Source organism: Pseudomonas putida (assembly GCF_025905425.1).
Taxonomy (GTDB): domain Bacteria; phylum Pseudomonadota; class Gammaproteobacteria; order Pseudomonadales; family Pseudomonadaceae; genus Aquipseudomonas; species Aquipseudomonas putida_AF.
In genome coordinates this window covers 3,975,033-3,991,906 of record NZ_CP109603.1, presented here as the reverse complement: position 1 = coordinate 3,991,906, position 16,874 = coordinate 3,975,033, and the positions used below count along the sequence as shown (strand labels likewise).

General features: G+C 63.7%; 17 protein-coding genes. 8 read left to right on the top strand and 9 right to left on the bottom strand.

Features of this window, described 5'->3' with window-relative positions; all coding sequences use genetic code 11:
- Position 1 precedes the first annotated feature (1 nt).
- Positions 2–496: a SprT family zinc-dependent metalloprotease gene (locus OGV19_RS17795; protein WP_264309954.1), complete on the bottom strand. Its 495-nt coding sequence runs from the start codon at positions 494–496 to the stop codon at positions 2–4.
- A 140-nt stretch (positions 497–636) separates the two neighbouring features.
- The gene (locus OGV19_RS17790) at positions 637–1,236 is read right to left on the bottom strand and encodes a Yip1 family protein (protein WP_264309953.1); all 600 of its coding nucleotides are present in this window, start codon (positions 1,234–1,236) and stop codon (positions 637–639) included.
- Positions 1,237–1,498: 262 nt separating this feature from the next.
- On the opposite strand from OGV19_RS17790, the gene ttcA reads away from it, so the two are divergent.
- Positions 1,499–2,323, top strand: a complete 825-nt coding sequence (gene ttcA / locus OGV19_RS17785; protein WP_264309952.1) for a tRNA 2-thiocytidine(32) synthetase TtcA — start codon at positions 1,499–1,501, stop codon at positions 2,321–2,323.
- A 4-nt stretch (positions 2,324–2,327) separates the two neighbouring features.
- Positions 2,328–2,999 carry a DNA-3-methyladenine glycosylase I gene (locus tag OGV19_RS17780; RefSeq protein ID WP_264309951.1) on the top strand — a complete coding sequence of 224 codons (672 nt, stop codon included), beginning with the start codon at positions 2,328–2,330 and terminating at the stop codon, positions 2,997–2,999.
- Between the two features lie 123 nt (positions 3,000–3,122).
- Here the strand turns inward: OGV19_RS17780 and OGV19_RS17775 are convergent, their stop codons facing one another.
- Genes OGV19_RS17775 through arsC form a run of 3 tightly spaced genes read right to left on the bottom strand, consistent with a single transcriptional unit; the run spans position 3,123 to position 4,484 of the window.
- On the bottom strand, positions 3,123–3,536 hold the full coding sequence (locus OGV19_RS17775; protein ID WP_264309950.1) for a DUF2069 domain-containing protein: 414 nt from the start codon (positions 3,534–3,536) through the stop codon (positions 3,123–3,125).
- Positions 3,529–4,134, bottom strand: a complete 606-nt coding sequence (wrbA, locus tag OGV19_RS17770) for an NAD(P)H:quinone oxidoreductase (protein WP_264309949.1) — start codon at positions 4,132–4,134, stop codon at positions 3,529–3,531. Before wrbA ends, OGV19_RS17775 begins: the two co-directional genes overlap by 8 nt.
- Positions 4,131–4,484 carry an arsenate reductase (glutaredoxin) gene (arsC, locus tag OGV19_RS17765; protein WP_264309948.1) on the bottom strand — a complete coding sequence of 118 codons (354 nt, stop codon included), beginning with the start codon at positions 4,482–4,484 and terminating at the stop codon, positions 4,131–4,133. The genes wrbA and arsC overlap by 4 nt, the downstream gene beginning before the upstream one ends.
- A gap of 85 nt (positions 4,485–4,569) precedes the next feature.
- Between arsC and OGV19_RS17760 the strand changes: the two genes are divergently transcribed.
- Positions 4,570–5,034, top strand: coding sequence for a TlpA disulfide reductase family protein (locus OGV19_RS17760; RefSeq protein WP_264309947.1), 465 nt, complete (start codon positions 4,570–4,572; stop codon positions 5,032–5,034).
- A gap of 96 nt (positions 5,035–5,130) precedes the next feature.
- On the opposite strand, the gene OGV19_RS17755 is transcribed toward OGV19_RS17760, so the two are convergent.
- The 4 genes from OGV19_RS17755 to OGV19_RS17740 are packed head-to-tail and all read right to left on the bottom strand — an operon-like array spanning position 5,131 to position 9,794.
- The gene (locus OGV19_RS17755) at positions 5,131–5,535 is read right to left on the bottom strand and encodes an META domain-containing protein (RefSeq protein ID WP_264309946.1); all 405 of its coding nucleotides are present in this window, start codon (positions 5,533–5,535) and stop codon (positions 5,131–5,133) included.
- Entirely contained in the window at positions 5,532–5,969 is a 438-nt protein-coding gene (locus tag OGV19_RS17750) for a hypothetical protein (RefSeq protein WP_264309945.1), read from the bottom strand. The genes OGV19_RS17755 and OGV19_RS17750 overlap by 4 nt, the downstream gene beginning before the upstream one ends.
- 31 nt (positions 5,970–6,000) lie before the next feature.
- Positions 6,001–6,990 (bottom strand): 2-hydroxyacid dehydrogenase, encoded by a 990-nt coding sequence (locus OGV19_RS17745; protein WP_264309944.1) that lies wholly within the window; start codon positions 6,988–6,990, stop codon positions 6,001–6,003.
- A gap of 47 nt (positions 6,991–7,037) precedes the next feature.
- Positions 7,038–9,794: a response regulator gene (locus OGV19_RS17740; RefSeq protein WP_264309943.1), complete on the bottom strand. Its 2,757-nt coding sequence runs from the start codon at positions 9,792–9,794 to the stop codon at positions 7,038–7,040.
- A 195-nt stretch (positions 9,795–9,989) separates the two neighbouring features.
- Here OGV19_RS17740 and OGV19_RS17735 point away from each other — a divergent pair, with 195 nt between their 5' ends.
- From OGV19_RS17735 to relA, 5 genes are all read left to right on the top strand, one after another.
- The gene (locus tag OGV19_RS17735; RefSeq protein ID WP_264309942.1) at positions 9,990–10,706 is read left to right on the top strand and encodes a response regulator transcription factor; all 717 of its coding nucleotides are present in this window, start codon (positions 9,990–9,992) and stop codon (positions 10,704–10,706) included.
- A 3-nt stretch (positions 10,707–10,709) separates the two neighbouring features.
- Complete coding sequence (locus OGV19_RS17730; RefSeq protein WP_264309941.1) at positions 10,710–12,107, top strand: sensor histidine kinase; 1,398 nt, start codon at positions 10,710–10,712, stop codon at positions 12,105–12,107.
- An 87-nt stretch (positions 12,108–12,194) separates the two neighbouring features.
- Positions 12,195–13,094 (top strand): cysteine synthase CysM, encoded by a 900-nt coding sequence (gene cysM, locus OGV19_RS17725; RefSeq protein ID WP_264313967.1) that lies wholly within the window; start codon positions 12,195–12,197, stop codon positions 13,092–13,094.
- Complete coding sequence (rlmD, locus tag OGV19_RS17720) at positions 13,095–14,453, top strand: 23S rRNA (uracil(1939)-C(5))-methyltransferase RlmD (protein WP_264309940.1); 1,359 nt, start codon at positions 13,095–13,097, stop codon at positions 14,451–14,453. It begins immediately after the preceding gene.
- Positions 14,454–14,549: 96 nt separating this feature from the next.
- The gene (gene relA / locus OGV19_RS17715) at positions 14,550–16,790 is read left to right on the top strand and encodes a GTP diphosphokinase (protein WP_264309939.1); all 2,241 of its coding nucleotides are present in this window, start codon (positions 14,550–14,552) and stop codon (positions 16,788–16,790) included.
- Positions 16,791–16,874 lie beyond the last annotated feature (84 nt).

Below are 16,874 nucleotides of genomic sequence, written 5' to 3'. Positions count from 1 at the left end.
ATCATTCAACGCGCGTCTCACCGCTGTATTCCAGAATCGCCCGGCACCGCCTGCACAGGTAGCGCCGCCCCTGGCGCACCAGCTTGTGCCGCTGCGCGGTAAACGCAAAGTCACTTTGCGGGCAGGGGCAGCGATAGATGTAGCGCGTCACCACCCGCCGTTGCACTTCGTAGTTGTGGCAGCGATTGGGTGGCAATTCGTACACACCCCGCATGATCAATTGCCATTCCTCGCCATGGGCCTGGATGCGCTCGCCAAACAGCTGGTGAGCCACCAGGTGCGCCACCTCGTGGGCCACGGTCTGGCGCAGGAAGTCTTCCTGGTTTTCGCGGTACAGCTGCAGGTTGAAGCGCAGCAGGTTCTCGTGCAGGTGGGCGACGCCGGCCTTTTGGCCGCGCAGCTTGAAGCTGACTTCCGGGCGCGGGAAGGGGCGTTTGAAGAAGGTTTCGGCTTGCTGGTAACAGGTTTCGACGCGTTGTCTGAGCAGCTCGGGCATGGCGGGGTAATTCTCCTGACCCGGCATTATGCCGCAAGCCTTGGCGGCTTGCCGAGCCACCGGTCAGCGCACAGCCAGAGGCCGCCTTGCGGCGGCCTCTGGTTGATGCCCCTGTGTTGGTTGGATCTCGTTGGACTGTTCTAGTTGGTGTAAACGGGCCCCACGCCCAGTCCCCAGATGATCACGGTCGCGGCCATGATCGCCACCAGTACCACAAGGCCCACTGCCAGCACCGAGCTGGAAAACAGGAAGCCTTCATCGGGTGGAATGTTCATGAACGTCGGCAAGCCGACATACAACAGGTACACCGTGTAGCAGATCGCTGCAGTGCCGATCAGCATGCCCAGCCACAGGTGCGGGTAAAGCGCCGCCAGGCCGCCGAGGAACAGCGGGGTGGCGGTGTAGGTGGCAAAGGCAATGCATTGCGCCATGGAGGGGTTGGCGTCGTAGGTGCGTGCCATCCAGTGGATGAACGCGCCCATCACCGCCACCCCGGCGAGCATCGCCAGGTAAGACATGATGCTCATCCAGATTGCGCTTTCCATGGTCAGCATCACCGCTGGCCGGTCGCCAATCACCCAGCCGACCTGGGTCGTACCGATAAATGCAGAAACGGCAGGGATCGCCGCCAGGATCAAGGTGTGCGTCAGGTACATGTGGCTGATGGATTCTTCTTCGCCACGAATTTCCCGCCATTCCTGATCGGGATGGGTAAACAGCCCCACAACGTGATGAATCATGCCGATCACTCCTCTCAATGTTGCCAAACGCCCCCCAGATGGAGCGCAAGCGGCCCGAGGCCCGAACCTTGATGCAAGCGGTAATGTGGCCTTATGTCGCAGTATAGGAAGCCGTTACCTGCACAAACGGCGCTTTTTAGAGCAAATTGCGCTGTCAGGCGTACTGTTGATTACCTTGAAGTCTTTATCGGAATGCCTACAGCGCCGCGCGGTTTGTGCGTAAAATAGCCGGCTTTTGTCACACCTCGCGGATCCAAGCGCTATGGGCACCCTCTCGGTCAACCAGAACAAACTGCAAAAACGCCTGCGTCGTCTCGCCGGCGAAGCCATCACCGACTACAACATGATCGAGGATGGCGACAAGGTCATGGTCTGCCTGTCTGGCGGCAAGGACAGCTACACCATGCTCGACGTTCTGTTGCACCTGCAGAAGGTGGCACCGATCCAGTTCGAGATCGTGGCGGTGAACATGGACCAGAAGCAGCCCGGCTTCCCCGAGCACGTGCTGCCGGCCTACCTCAAAGAGCTGGGCGTCGAGTATCACATCGTCGAGAAAGACACCTACTCGGTGGTCAAGGAGCTGGTGCCCGAGGGCAAGACCACCTGCTCGCTGTGCTCGCGCCTGCGCCGTGGCACCCTGTACACCTTCGCCGACGAAATCGGCGCGACCAAGATGGCCTTGGGGCACCACCGCGACGATATCGTCGAGACGTTCTTCCTCAACATGTTCTTCAACGGCTCGCTCAAGGGCATGCCGCCCAAGCTGCGTGCCGACGATGGCCGTAACGTGGTGATTCGCCCGCTGGCCTATTGCAGCGAGAAGGACATCCAGGCTTATTCGGACATGCGCGAATTCCCGATCATTCCGTGCAACCTGTGCGGCTCGCAGGAGAACCTGCAGCGCCAGGTGGTCAAGGACATGCTGGTGGAGTGGGAGCGCAAGCACCCGGGCCGTACCGAGAGCATTTTCCGCGCGCTGCAGAATGTGGCGCCGTCGCAGTTGGCGGACCGCAATCTGTTCGACTTCACCAGCCTGAAGATCGACGAAAACGCCACCCCGCGTTTCCTCGACGTGCTGAACATCTGACCCCATGCGCGATTACCAGTGGCTGCATGAGTACTGCCTGAACCGCTTCGGCTCGGCGCAGGCCCTTGAGGCCTTTCTGCCGCAGCCGCGCACGCCTGCGCAACTGCGCGACATCAGCGATGATCGCTACCTGTCGACCCTGGCCTTGCGCGTGTTCCGCGCCGGGCTCAAGCACAGCCTGGTGGATGCCAAGTGGCCGGCGTTCGAGCAGGTGTTCTTCGGTTTCGACCCCGAGAAGGTGGTGCTGATGGGCGCCGAGCACCTGGAGCGGTTGATGCAGGACGAGCGCATCATCCGCCACCTGGGCAAACTCAAGAGCGTGCCGCGCAATGCGCAGATGGTGCTGGATGTGGCGAAGGAGAAGGGCAGTTTCGGCGCGTTCATCGCCGACTGGCCGGTGACCGATATCGTCGGCTTGTGGAAGTACCTGGCCAAGCATGGCAACCAGTTGGGTGGGCTGTCGGCGCCGCGGTTCTTGCGCATGGTCGGCAAGGATACGTTTATCCCGACCGACGACATGGCGGCTGCGTTGATTGCGCAGAAAGTGATCGACAAGCAGCCAACCAGTCAGCGTGACCTGGCGTTGGTGCAGCAGGCGTTCAACCAGTGGCATGCCGAGAGTGGGCGGCCGTTGTGCCAGTTGTCGGTGATGCTGGCGCATACCGTCAACCATTGAGATTGGCGCTGTTGCATTCGCGGGGCAAGCCCGCTCCCACAGGTATGTCACCGATCTAAGGTGCCTTGCAATACCTGTGGGAGCGGGCTTGCCCCGCGAAAGGGCTGCAAGGCAGCCCCGCATTCAACTACCTTCGCCCGCCATGCGCCGCTCATGCTGGAACTTCCAGCGCACAAACAGCAGCCCGCTGACGAACAACCCCAGGCTCACCAGCACTTCAACCCAGCCAAACACCGCCCGTGCCGGGTCGAACGCCGCCAACACCCCCTTGATGAAATAGATATTCACCACAAAGCAGGTCCAGGCATGTGCCCGGGCACTGCCTGTCAGCATGCCCGGCAGCAGCAACAGCAGCGGTACCAGCTCGATCGCCAGAATCACTTCGACCCGCGCCCCGTGCAGGTTGGCGAACCACAGGTTGTTCGCCACCAGCAGTGCGATCAGGCCAAAAAAGCACGCCAGGCTCAACGCCCGCGTCAGGCGCAGGCGGGGTGTCAGCCATTCCAGCGGCGGCAACACCTTCGGCTTTTTAGCCACGCGCGGCCTCCAGGGCCTTGGCGGTGCTCGCCAGGCGTTGGCCGAGTGCACGGCACAGGGTGATTTCGTGCGGGTCGAGCTCGCGCTTGCCGTCGGCACCGGCATGGTGGCTGGCGCCATAGGGTGTGCCGCCGCCGCGCGTTTCGAGCAAGGCCGATTCGCTGTAGGGCAGGCCCATCACCAGCATGCCGTGGTGCATCAGCGGCAGCATCATCGACAGCAGGGTGGTTTCCTGGCCGCCATGCAGGCTGGCGGTGGAGGTGAATACCCCGGCCGGCTTGCCCACCAGCTCTCCGCCCAGCCACAGGCTGCTGGTGCCGTCGAGGAAGTATTTCAACGGCGCGGCCATGTTGCCGAAGCGGGTCGGGCTGCCCAGCACCAGGCCGGCACAATGGCGCAGGTCGTCAAGGGTGGCGTACAGGGCGCCGCTGGCCGGGATATCCGGGGCCACGGCTTCGCATTCGGTGGAAATCGCCGGCACGGTGCGCAGGCGTGCTTCCATGCCGGCCATCTCGATGCCACGGGCAATGTGCCGGGCCATCTCGCTGGTGGCGCCATGGCGGCTGTAATACAACACCAGGATGAAGGGCTGGCTCACGGCAGAATCTCCAGCACTTTCTCGGGTGGGCGCCCGATCACGGCTTTATCGCCAGCCACCAGGATCGGCCGTTCGATCAGCTTGGGGTGTTGGGCCATGGCTTCGATCAGTTGCGCGTCGGTCAGGGCCGGGTCGGCCAGGTTCAGGTCTTTGTATTCGTCTTCACCGGTGCGCAGCAGCTGGCGCGGGGAGAGCCCCAGCTTGCCAAGCAGCGCCGCCAGGGTGGCGGTGTCCGGAGGGGTTTCGAGGTAGCGCACGATGGTGGGTGCCAGGCCGCGTGCTTCGAGCAGTTCCAGCGCGCCGCGGGATTTCGAGCAGCGCGGGTTATGATAGAGCGTCAGGTCAGTCATGTCGGGTCGCATCCAGCTGGTTGTGGCGGCTATTCTAACCGCAGCGACTGAACCATTTGCTTGAAACTTCGAGAAGGATTGACCCATGGCAAGGCGTCTGGCAGCAGTACTGGCCATCACCGCGAGCCTTTTGCTCGGTGGTTGCGGTGCCGATTACGGCGTGGACCAACACGGCAATACAGTAAAGGCCGAACAGATCGAAGGGCACTGGCTGGTGCTCAACTACTGGGCAGAATGGTGCGGGCCGTGCCGTACCGAAATCCCTGAACTGAACGCGGCGGCCAAGCAATGGGCGGCCGAGGGTATCAAGGTGGTTGGGGTGAACTTCGATGGCTTGCAAGGCGCGGACCTCAAGCAGGCATCCGAGACCTTGGGCATCGGGTTTACCGTGCTGGCGCAGGACCCGGCCGAGCGCTATGAGCTGCCGCGCAGCGAGGCGCTGCCGGTGACCTACATCATCGATGACAAGGGCAAGGTGCGTGAGCAGTTGATGGGCGAGCAGACGCTGGAAGGGCTACAGGCCAAGATCAAGGCCCTGAAGGGCGCTTGATGTAACAGGAAGCCCTTTCGCGGGTAAGCCCGCTTCCACAGAATCACCGCAGCATCGAATACTGCGGGATTCCTGTGGGAGCGGGCTGCGCAGTCCTCAGCCTTCCTCGGGCCAGAACCGCAACGGCTTGCCCTCGGCCGGCCAGAAGCGCATCTGCTCCACCGGCGACACATCCCAGCGCTGCACCGTCTCCAGTGCCTGCAAGAAGCGTTTTTCCTGCTCCATCAATGCCGGTGCGCACAGCTTGCGGGTCTTGCCGACCTTGCCGAAGCTCAGTTGCTCGCCCTCCAGCGTATACGGCGCAAACCAGTGGTTGCAGCCGCCATTGCCATAAGCGCGGCCATCGCTGGCCAAGGTCAAGGTGAGGTGGCTGTAGTCAATCAGCGGGCGTTCGCCAATCCACTCCAGCACATAACTGCGCTCCTGCTGCAGCTTCGACGGTTGCGCGGCGCAGCCGAGCAGGCCGGTGGCAATCAGCACGCCGGTCAGCAGATTTTTCACGCAGCGCTCTCCTGGCAACGCGGGCACAGGTGCTTCTCGCCACGGCTGGCCCAGCCCAGTTCAGCGATACGTGCGCTGGCCGCCGGCTGACGGGCTTTCTTGCCCAGTTTGGCGTCCACCGCGAATTCGAAATCCAGCACCGCGTCGCACTGGTCGCATTCGACCTGCCAGGTGAGGATCTCCAGTTCGTTGAATACCGGGCCGCTAGCCACGGCGACCCATTGGCCGCGTGGGTTGATCAGGTGTCGCACGCTTTCCACGGCCAAGCGCATGGACAAGTCCTTGCTGCCCTTCAGGGTTACCAGCAGGGTATCGCCCTTGTGCATCGAACCGCCGTTGCCGGTCACCTGATAGCGGCCGGGTACCAGGGCGCGGCACTCGATCAGGGTGTGTTGCGGGTTGAATAGGGTGTAGCGGAAATCGTGCTCGACCATGGGTCCTCCAGAAATGCCGCGTATCCTAGCATTAACCCAATACCAGATTCTGTGGATTGCCTGCCATCCAGCGGTTGATGTTGTCCAGAGTGGTGGTGGCGATGGCGTCCAGGGCTTCGCGGGTTAGAAAGGCCTGGTGGGCGGTGATGATCACGTTGGGGAAGGTCAGCAGCCGGGCCAGCACATCGTCTTGCAGTGGCAGGTCTGAGCGGTCTTCAAAAAACAGTTGCGCTTCTTCTTCGTAAACATCCAGACCCAGGTAGCCGAGCTGCCCGCTCTTGAGTGCGTCGATCAGTGCCGGGGTGTCGACCAGGGCGCCACGGCCAGTGTTGATCAGCATCGCCCCAGGTTGCAGTTGGGCGAGGCTCTGCGCGTTGATCAGGTGCCGGGTATGCTCGGTCAGCGGGCAATGCAGGCTGATGATGCGCGCCTCGCGCAGCAGCTCGGGCAGGGGCAGGTAGCGGGCGCCGAGGGCTAGCAGTTCCGGGTTGGGGTAGGGGTCGTAGGCCAGCAACTGGCAGCCGAAGCCGGCCATGATGCGGGCGAAGGCAGCGCCGATCTGGCCGGTGCCGACCACGCCCACGGTCTTGCCGTGCAGGTCGAAGCCGGTCAGGCCATGCAGGGTGAAATCGCCTTCGCGGGTGCGGTTGTAGGCCCGGTGCAGGCGCCGGTTGAGGGCGAGGATCAGTGCCACGGCGTGCTCGGCCACGGCGTGTGGCGAATAGGCCGGTACCCGCACCACGGCCAGGCCCAGGCGTTGGGCGGCGTTGAGGTCGACATGGTTATAGCCTGCCGAACGCAGGGCGATCAGGCGTGTGCCGCCTGCGGCCAGGCGCGTCAGCACCTGGGCGTCGAGCTCATCGTTGATGAAGGCGCAGACGACCTCGTAGCCACTGGCAAGGGGCGCGGTGTCCTGGGTAAGCCGCGCCGGCTGGAAGTGCAGTTCCAGCGCGTTGCCGGCGGCGGCCTGGGTGAAGCTTTCCTGGTCGTAGTGCTGGCTGCTGAACAACAGGGCGCGCATGGTCGGGCTTCCTTTGCGAGGGTCTGGGGATTGTAGTCGGGGGCCTGTCAGGCGTTGATGTGCGCCTGTGATGCGAGCCGGCTGATCGCGCCGTCCAGCTCATCCAGTGCCTGCTGCGCATGCGGATGCTCCTGTTTGAGCAAGGTCTCGCTACGTTGGCACGCTGCCCGCAGTTGCGGCACGCCGCAGTAGCGTGAGGCACCGTTGAGGCGGTGTACCTGTTCGATCAGCGTGGTGCTATCGCCTGCCGCGCGCGCGGTACGTATCGCCTCGCGATCGGACTCAAGCGACGCCAACAGCATGGCCAGCATGTCGGCAGCCAGGTCGGGCTTGCCGGCGGCCAGGCGCAAGCCTTCCTCGGGGTCGAGTACCTTGAGTTCGTCGCCGTTGGCCAGTTGCTCCGACAGGCGCTCCTGCTGTGGCATGCCAAGGCTCAGGCCGGTCCACTTCATCACCACCTGGGCCAACTGCCGCTCGCTGATCGGTTTGGTCAGGTAGTCGTCCATGCCGGCATGCAGCAGGGCGCGTTTTTCATTGGCCATGGCATGGGCGGTGAGGGCGACGATCGGCAGCGGGCTGCCGCTCTGGGCGCTTTCCCACAGGCGAATCTGCTCGGTGCAGGCGCGGCCGTCCATGCCTGGCATCTGCACATCCATCAGCACCAGGTCGAAAGGCTCGTCCTGCACCGCTTGTACCGCTGCATGGCCGTTGTCGACGGCCAGCACCTCGGCACCGAGGTCTTCGAGCAGGGTCTGTACCAGCAGCAGGTTGGCCGCATTGTCATCGACGCACAGAATCTTGGGCTGGCGCTGGCCGCTCTGGGTGTTCGGCTCGCCCAGCGGGCGACGCGGCTGGACCAGCTCCAGCAACAGCCGGCGCAACTTGCGCGTACAGGTCGGTTTGGACAGTAACTGGCCATGCCCATTGGGCAGGTACGGGTGGTACAGCGCCTGCTCGGTGGTCGGGCACAGCACCACGCATTGGCATTGGTAGCGCTCCAGTTGCTGGTGGTACTCGCCGAGCTGCTCTGGGGTCAGGTTGCCCAGGTTGGCGCCGAGCACTGCGAAGTCGAACGGGTGGCCGACCTGGTGGGCGGCCTGCACGGCATGCAGCAACTGATCGAAAGATGCGAACAGGCTGACGCTCAGGCCGCAGTCTTCAAGCTGGTGCTCCAGCGCCTGGCGCGCCAGCTCATGGCTGTCGACGATGGCGGCGCGGCGCCCCAGCAGCGGTTGCAGCGGCAGCTCCTCGGCATCGTCGTGCGCCTTGGGCAGGTTGAGGCTGATCCAGAACTGCGAGCCTTCGCCCGGCGTGCTGTCGACGCCAATCTCACCGCCCATCTGCTCGATCAGGCGCTTGGAAATCACCAGGCCCAGGCCGGTGCCGCCGGGCTGGCGCGCCAGCGAGTTGTCAGCCTGGCTGAACGCCTGGAACAGCGTGCGCACATCCTGCGGTGACAGGCCGATACCGGTGTCCTGCACGCTGATGCGAAGCTGCGCGCTGTCTTCGTGTTCGTCCTCAAGCATGGCACGCACGACGATGGTGCCTTCGCGGGTGAACTTGATGGCGTTGCTCACCAGGTTGGTGAGGATCTGCTTGAGCCGCAGCGGGTCGCCGACCAGCGAGGACGGGGTGTCACGGTAGATCAGGCTGAGCAGTTCGAGCTGCTTGGCGTGCGCGGCAGGCGCGAGGATGGTCAGGGTGTCCTGGACCAGGTCGCGCAGGTTGAACGGAATGCTGTCGAGCACCAGCTTGCCGGCCTCGATCTTGGAGAAATCGAGGATCTCGTTGATGATCCCCAGCAGGTTGTCGGCGGACTTCTCGATGGTGCTCAGGTAGTCCAGCTGGCGCGGCGTCAGCTCGCTTTTCTGCAGCAGGTGGGTGAAGCCGAGGATGCCGTTGAGCGGGGTGCGGATCTCGTGGCTCATGTTGGCCAGGAACTCGGACTTGATCCGGCTGGCCTCCAGGGCTTCCTTGCGGGCCATGTCCAGCTCGATGTTCTGGATCTCGATGGTCTCCAGGTTCTGGCGCACGTCCTCGGTAGCTTGGTCGATGCTGTGCTGCAGTTCTTCGTGGGCGCTGTGCAGGGTCTCGGCCATGCGGTTGATGCCGCGGCCCAGCTCGTCCAGTTCATGGCTGCCCATGGCCGGCAGGCGTTCGTCCAGGTGGCCGTCCTTGAGCTGATTGACCGCATGCTTGATGCGTTTGATCGGGTCATTGATGGCGCGGCTCATGCGCAGTGCAAGCAGGCCACTGAGGGCCAGGCAGGCGAGAATCAGCAGCAGGCTGGTGAACAGGTTACGGTAGCCGCGCAGCAGGGTGCCGTCATGCGACAGTTCGATTTCGACCCAGCCCAGCAGGCGCTCGGCCTCGGCCGGCACGGCGTCGGTGGCCAGGTCGCGGTGGTGGCCGAAGACCGGCATCAGGTAGCGGGTGGCATCATTGCCGGAGCGTTGCAACAGTTGCGTGCCGGTGCCGCCGCTTGGCGGCTGGTTGAGCATGCTGGGGCCGGCATGGGCCAGGCGCGTGCGGTCCGGGGCAAGAAAGGCGACGGCGCGCACATCTGTCTGCTCCAGAGTCTGCGCGGCAATCCGTTCCAGCTGTGCAGGGGCCAACTTGGCCATGGCAGGCGCGGCCAGTGGCGCCAGCTGCTCGGCGATCATTTTGCCCCGTTGCAGTAACTGGGTACGCAAATCGCTTTGCTGCAACCAGGTGAAATAACTGCCCAGTACCAGCGCCATCAGGCCGGCAGGCAGCAGGGCCAGTAGCAGGACCCGGCTTCTGATTCCCAAACGATCGAGCACACTTGCCTCCTGTCATGTGCCTGGACGCCGTCAACCGCGTGACGGACCAAGCCGGAAAGTTACTCCGCCTGCTCGGCTATTGCACCCATTTGTCAGTCTTTTCGTGGCCTTGTCGAGGCATTGGTCGCAGGGCGGTTGCTTAGAGCGGAGCGGATGCTCAATAATTGCGCAATTGAGAATGCATGGCAGTTGCCAATGAATCCCGTAGCTATTCACACCTCCACTATTCTCGCCATCGAGGATGACCCGGTACTGGGCGCTTATCTGTACGAAGAGCTGCAGCGTGGCGGCTTCCAGGTGACCTGGTGCCGCAATGGGCTTGAAGGCCTGGAAACGGCCGGCCGTCAGGCATTCGATGTGGTGCTCATGGACATTCTGCTACCAGGGCTCAATGGCCTGGATGCACTGGCCCAGCTACGCCAGCGCAGTGCCACACCGGTGATCCTGATGTCGGCGCTGGGCGCCGAGGCCGACCGCATCAGCGGTTTTCAGCGCGGCGCCGACGACTACCTGCCCAAGCCCTTCAGCATGGCCGAACTGCAGGTGCGCATCGAGGCTATCCTGCGGCGCGTGGCCCTGGAACGGCGTCATCAGCCGCAGCAGGACGCCGCTGCCGGGGAGTTGCAGTTCGACGAAGGGCTCAGCGATGTCAGGCTCGAGGGGCGGCTGGCAGGCCTTACGCCCAGCGAATATCGCTTGCTCGAGATCCTCAACCGCAACCTGGAGGAGGTGCTGAGCAAGCCCTTCCTTTATCAGCAGGTTTTGCAGCGTGGTTACTCGCGCCATGATCGCAGCCTGGACATGCACGTCAGCCAGATCCGCCGCAAGCTCAAGGGCATCGGCTACCAGGAGCGGCAGATCCGCACGGTCTGGGGCAAGGGCTACGTGCTCAGCGCCAGCGAGATAGAGTAAGCCATGCTCGACCGTCATTCGCTGTTCTGGAAGCTGGCCATCCTGCTGGTGGGCTTCTGCCTGCTGATGATCGGCCTGAGCTACACCTGGGGCCGGCACATGGAAACCCAGAACGCCTTTCTTTCCGAGCCGGCGCGCCAGTTGCTGCGCGGTTACGCGGCTGAGGCCGAGCAGGCCTGGCGCAGCGACGGGCAAGTGGGGCTGGACCGCTGGGTGCAGGCCATGCATCAGCGCGAGCGCGGTTGGGTGGGGGTGCTGGACAGCAACTTGCGCCCGCTCGATAGCGCCACCCTGCACCCCGACATCATGCGGCGTCTGACGCGCCTGCGCGGTGTCGACTGGCCCATGAGCCGACGTAGCGTCGACCAGCCTTGGGTGCGTATCCCATTCCCGGGGGCGCCAGAGCAGGGCATGCTGGTGATCGAGCTGCCCGAGCGCCTCAACCCAGGGCAATACCGCGTGCTGTGGCGGGTGGTGACCAACGGCATCATCCCCGGCCTGTTCACCTTGCTGTTGTGCGTGGGCCTGTACCGCATGTTGATCATGCCGCTCAACCAGTTGCGTGAGCAGGCCAATGCCTGGCGGGCCGACCAGCTGTCGGCCCGCCTCGATTCGCGCACCATTGCTCGGCATGACGAACTCGGTGAGCTGGCCCGCGCGTTCGACCAGATGGCCGAGCGGTTGCAGGGTACGGTGGCCATGCAACAGCAGATGTTGCGCGACCTGTCCCACGAAATGCGCACGCCGCTGAGCCGGCTGCGCGTGGCCTGCGATGGCGAAACTGACTTGCAGCGCCTGCGCGAACGCCTGGCGCGTGAGGTGGATTGCATGCAGCAGTTGGTCGAGGGCACCTTGCAGTTGGCCTGGCAGGACGCCGAGCGCGCGCCGATGAACCTTGAGCCCATCCAGGTTCAGGCGTTATGGGACCTGCTCGCCGAGGACGCCAGTTACGAAAGCGGCTGGTCACCCGAGCGCCTGCGCTGCGAACTGCCCGCCAGTTGTTGGGTGCAGGGCAACCTCAATCACCTGGCCCAAGCGCTGGAGAACATGCTGCGCAATGCCATCCGTCACTCGCCGGCCAACGGGCTGGTGCGGCTCGGCGGGCAGCGTGAGGGCAACCATTGGTGGCTATGGTTGGAAGATGAAGGCGGTGGCGTGGCAGAAGAGGACCTGGAGCGGATCTTCGCGCCGTTCTCGCGGCTGGACGGTTCGCGGCCGGGGGATGGTGGTTTCGGGCTGGGCTTGAGCATTGCGCGCAGCGCTATCCAACGCCAGGGCGGGACGCTGTGGGCGGAGAATGGCAAGCGTGGGCTGCGCTTGTGGATGCGCCTGCCGGTGCATGAGCCCGCGGCGCGCGAACAGGGCGGTAATGGGCTGAAATCGGCCACTTATAGCTTGTAGCTATATGCACCACAGATTGCGTGATATGGCCGGGAAAGGATTGCCGGTATGATAGGCGCCCCTGCCGTCCGGATTGTGAAATACGCCATGACCTTGCAGTACCCAACCATCGCCGATTGCGTCGGCAATACGCCCCTGGTTCGCCTGCAGCGCATTGCCGGAGACACCAGCAACACGCTCTTGCTCAAGCTCGAAGGCAACAATCCCGCCGGTTCGGTCAAGGACCGCCCGGCGCTGTCGATGATCACCCGCGCCGAACTGCGCGGCCAGATCAAGCCCGGTGACACGTTGATCGAGGCGACCTCCGGCAACACCGGCATTGCCTTGGCGATGGCGGCAGCGATCAAAGGTTACAAAATGATCCTGATCATGCCGGACAACGCCACCGCCGAACGCAAGTCCGCCATGACGGCCTACGGCGCCGAGTTGATCCTGGTGACCAAGGAAGAAGGCATGGAAGGTGCCCGTGACCTGGCCGAGAAGCTGCAGGCCGAGGGCCGCGGTCTGGTGCTCGACCAGTTCGCCAATGGCGACAACCCGATCGCCCATTACAACAGCACGGGCCCGGAGATCTGGCAGCAGACCCAGGGCACCATCACCCATTTCGTCAGCTCCATGGGGACCACCGGCACCATCATGGGCTGCTCGCAGTACCTCAAAGAGCAGAACCCAGCGGTGCAGATCGTCGGCCTGCAGCCGATGGAAGGCTCGGCCATTCCTGGCATCCGCCGCTGGCCGGAGGAATACCTGCCGAAAATCTTCGACGCCAGCCGCGTGGATCGCGTGGTCGACATGTCGCAGCAGGAAGCCGAAGACATCACCCGCCGCCTTGCCCGCGAAGAGGGCATTTTCTGTGGCGTGTCTTCCGGTGGTGCGGTTGCGGCGATGCTGCGCCTGTCCCAAGAGGTGGAAAACGCGGTAATGGTCGCAATCATCTGCGACCGTGGTGACCGATACCTGTCCACTGGCCTGTTTGATCCGAGCTAAATGTCCAAAAAGAAAAGCAACAGCGGCCTGCGCTTCCAGCCAGCCGGTGGCAACCGTAGCCCCCAGGTTCCCGTGGGCAAGAAACAGCGCCTGGATATCGAGCGCCTGGCCGGTGACGGCCGTGGCATCGCCTTCCATGAAGGGCGTACCTGGTTCGTCAGCGGCGCGTTGGCCGGTGAAGCGGTCGAGGCCCGCGTGCTCAATGCCCGTGGCAAGGTGGTGGAGGCGCGCCTGGAGCGCGTCCTGCAGGCCAGCCCCGAGCGGCGCGAGGCACCGTGCCGGCACTATGCCCGTTGTGGTGGCTGCAACCTGCAGCATTTGCCCCACGAAGGGCAGCTGGCGCTCAAGCAGCGCACCCTGGCCGAACAGCTGCAACGGGTCGCGGGGATACAGCCCGAAGAGTGGGCCGCGCCCCTGAGTGGGCCGGAATTCGGCTATCGACGCCGGGCACGGGTAGCCGTGCGCTGGGACATCAAGGCACGTCAGCTGGAGGTCGGCTTCCGTGCCGAAGCCAGCCAAGACATCATTGCCATCGACGATTGCGCGGTACTGGTACAGCCCTTGCAGTCGATTCTGCGTCACTTGCCAACTGCGCTGCGTGCGTTGAGCAAGCCGCAGGTGATTGGCCATGTGGAGCTGTTCAGCGGTACCGCCGATGCCGTGCTGGTGCGCCATGTCGCGCCGCTGCCGGCCGATGATCTGGCCCGCCTGCAGGCATTTTGCGACGAGGCCAAGGCGCAGCTCTGGTTGCAGGGCGAAGGCGAGCCTGCGCCGGTGGATTCGGCCGCGAAACTGGGCTTTGCCTTGGAGCCCTGGCAGTTGGAGCTGGCCTGGCGCCCTGGCGACTTCGTGCAGGTCAACGCCCAGGTCAACACGGCGATGATCGAGCAGGCCCTGGCCTGGCTCGCACCGCAGGCCGACGAGCGTGTGCTGGACCTGTTCTGCGGCCTGGGCAACTTTGCCCTGCCGCTGGCGCGCCAGGCACGTGAAGTGGTGGCGGTGGAAGGCGTGCAGGCCATGGTCGATCGGGCTGCGGCCAATGCCCGAAACAACAATGTGCATAACGCACGGTTTTTTCAGGCCGATTTATCGCAGCCTTTGGCAGGTGCCGAATGGGCCGCCGAAGGCTTTTCTGCGGTACTCTTGGATCCACCGCGCGACGGTGCTTACGAGGTGGTGCAAGACATCGCCCGCCTCAAGGCCAGGCGGCTGGTCTACGTATCGTGCAACCCGGCCACGCTGGCGCGAGACGCCCAGGTGCTGGTCGGTCAGGGGTACCGGTTAAAAAGGGCCGGGATTCTCGACATGTTTCCTCAGACGGCGCATGTCGAGGCCATGGCGTTATTCGAAGCGGGCTAGCAGACTGGCCCGTTGGTGCGGCTGCCAAGGAATGGCGGCCACACGGTGGAAGCCTGCGCACCCGCGTGGTGCGCTGTATGGAAAGGTAAAACAAAGATGGTACAGGTGAGAGTGCACCAGCCGGTCAACACCGACGGCAGTATCAATCTCGAAGCATGGCTGGATCATGTGGTAAGCGTCGATTCGGCACTGAATCGCGCGGAGCTCAAAGAGGCCTGCGAGTTCGCTCACGAAGTCGAGAAAAAGGGTAATCCTGCCAAGCATTCCTGGGCCGACGGTACGTCCAGCTTCCAGGCGGGCCTGGAGATCGCCGAAATTCTCGCCGACCTCAAGCTCGACCAGGATTCGCTGGTAGCGGCCGTCATCTACCGCTCGGTACGTGAAGGCAAGGTGACCTTGGCCGAAGTCAGTCAGCGCTTTGGGCCGGTGGTGTCCAAGCTGATCGACGGCGTGCTGCGCATGGCGGCGATCAGCGCCAGCCTCAGCCCGCGCCAGTCGTTGGTGCTGGGCTCCCAGGCGCAGGTCGAGAACCTGCGCAAGATGCTCGTGGCCATGGTCGACGACGTGCGTGTGGCACTCATCAAGCTGGCCGAGCGTACCTGCGCGATCCGCGCGGTGAAGTCTGCCGACGACGAGAAACGCTTGCGTGTCGCGCGCGAGGTGTTCGACATCTATGCCCCACTGGCGCATCGCCTGGGCATCGGTCACATCAAGTGGGAGCTGGAAGACCTGTCTTTCCGCTACCTTGAGCCCGATCAGTACAAGCAGATCGCCAAGCTCCTGCACGAGCGCCGGCTGGACCGCGAGCGCTTTATCAGCGACGTGATGAACCAGCTGCAGAACGAGCTGCTGGCGACCGGCGTCAACGCTGACATCAGCGGCCGGGCGAAACACATCTATTCGATCTGGCGCAAGATGCAGCGCAAAGGCCTGGAATTCAGCCAGATCTACGACGTGCGTGCGGTTCGCGTGCTGGTGCCGGAAGTGCGCGACTGCTACACCGCGCTGGGTATCGTCCACACCCTCTGGCGGCACATCCCCAAAGAGTTCGACGATTACATCGCCAACCCCAAGGAAAATGGCTACCGCTCGCTGCACACGGCGGTGATCGGCCCCGAGGGCAAGGTGCTGGAAGTGCAGATTCGCACCCACGGCATGCACGAGGAAGCCGAGCTTGGCGTTTGCGCCCACTGGCGTTACAAGGGCACCGACGTCAAGCCCAGCTCCAATCACTATGAAGAGAAGATCTCCTGGCTGCGCCAGGTGCTCGAATGGCACGAGGAACTGGGCGACATCGGCGGCCTGGCCGAACAGCTGCGGGTCGATATCGAGCCGGACCGGGTGTACATCTTCACCCCCGACGGCCACGCCATCGACCTGCCCAAGGGTGCCACGCCGCTGGACTTCGCCTACCGCGTGCACACCGAGATCGGCCACAACTGCCGTGGCGCCAAGATCAACGGGCGCATCGTGCCGCTCAACTACAGCCTGCAGACCGGCGAGCAGGTGGAGATCATCACCAGCAAGCACGGTAGCCCGAGCCGTGACTGGCTGAACTCCAACCTGGGCTACGTCACCACCTCGCGGGCACGGGCCAAGATCGTCCACTGGTTCAAGCTGCAGGCACGTGACCAGAACGTCGCCGCCGGCAAGACCTTGCTCGAACGTGAACTCAGCCGTCTGGGCCTGCCACAGGTGGACTTCGAGCGCCTGGCCGAGAAGACCAACGTCAAGACCGCCGAGGACATGTTCGCCTCGCTTGGCGCGGGTGATCTGCGCCTGGCCCATCTGGTCAACGCCGCTCAGCAGTTGCTCGAACCCGAGCGTATCGAGCAGATCGAGCTGGTGTCACGCAAGCCCACGGGGCCGCGTACCGGCAAGCGCGGCGATATCCAGATCCAGGGTGTCGGCAACCTGCTGACGCAGATGGCGGGTTGCTGCCAGCCGCTGCCGGGCGATGCCATCGTCGGCTACATCACCCAGGGCCGTGGTGTGAGCATCCACCGTCAGGACTGCGCTTCGGTGCTGCAACTGTCAGGCAAAGAGCCAGAGCGGATGATCCAGGTCAGTTGGGGGCCGATCCCGGTGCAGACCTACCCGGTCGACATCGTCATCCGTGCCTACGACCGCCCAGGCTTGTTGCGTGACGTGTCGCAGGTGCTGCTCAACGAGAAGATCAACGTGCTGGCGGTCAACACCCGCTCGAACAAGGAAGACAACACCGCGTTGATGTCGCTGACCATCGAGATTCCTGGCCTGGATGCGCTTGGGCGCTTGCTGGGGCGGATTTCGCAGTTGCCCAACATCATCGAGACGCGGCGTAACCGTACCCCTTGAGCGCGAGGTGGCTGCTTCGCGGGCAAGACCGCTCCCCCAGGTTGAGTGCAAACCTCAAGATAAGCACTGTGCCTGTGGGAGCGG

Excerpts from the sequence above, each read along its gene's own strand:
- OGV19_RS17795 (WP_264309954.1), bottom strand. The coding sequence starts at position 496 with ATGCCCGAGCTGCTCAGACAACGCGTCGAAACCTGTTACCAGCAAGCC.
- OGV19_RS17790 (WP_264309953.1), bottom strand. The coding sequence starts at position 1,236 with ATGATTCATCACGTTGTGGGGCTGTTTACCCATCCCGATCAGGAATGG.
- ttcA (WP_264309952.1), top strand. The coding sequence starts at position 1,499 with ATGGGCACCCTCTCGGTCAACCAGAACAAACTGCAAAAACGCCTGCGT.
- OGV19_RS17780 (WP_264309951.1), top strand. The coding sequence starts at position 2,328 with ATGCGCGATTACCAGTGGCTGCATGAGTACTGCCTGAACCGCTTCGGC.
- arsC (WP_264309948.1), bottom strand. The coding sequence starts at position 4,484 with ATGACTGACCTGACGCTCTATCATAACCCGCGCTGCTCGAAATCCCGC.
- OGV19_RS17760 (WP_264309947.1), top strand. The coding sequence starts at position 4,570 with ATGGCAAGGCGTCTGGCAGCAGTACTGGCCATCACCGCGAGCCTTTTG.
- OGV19_RS17750 (WP_264309945.1), bottom strand. The coding sequence starts at position 5,969 with ATGGTCGAGCACGATTTCCGCTACACCCTATTCAACCCGCAACACACC.
- OGV19_RS17745 (WP_264309944.1), bottom strand. The coding sequence starts at position 6,990 with ATGCGCGCCCTGTTGTTCAGCAGCCAGCACTACGACCAGGAAAGCTTC.
- OGV19_RS17735 (WP_264309942.1), top strand. The coding sequence starts at position 9,990 with ATGAATCCCGTAGCTATTCACACCTCCACTATTCTCGCCATCGAGGAT.
- OGV19_RS17730 (WP_264309941.1), top strand. The coding sequence starts at position 10,710 with ATGCTCGACCGTCATTCGCTGTTCTGGAAGCTGGCCATCCTGCTGGTG.
- cysM (WP_264313967.1), top strand. The coding sequence starts at position 12,195 with ATGACCTTGCAGTACCCAACCATCGCCGATTGCGTCGGCAATACGCCC.
- rlmD (WP_264309940.1), top strand. The coding sequence starts at position 13,095 with ATGTCCAAAAAGAAAAGCAACAGCGGCCTGCGCTTCCAGCCAGCCGGT.
- relA (WP_264309939.1), top strand. The coding sequence starts at position 14,550 with ATGGTACAGGTGAGAGTGCACCAGCCGGTCAACACCGACGGCAGTATC.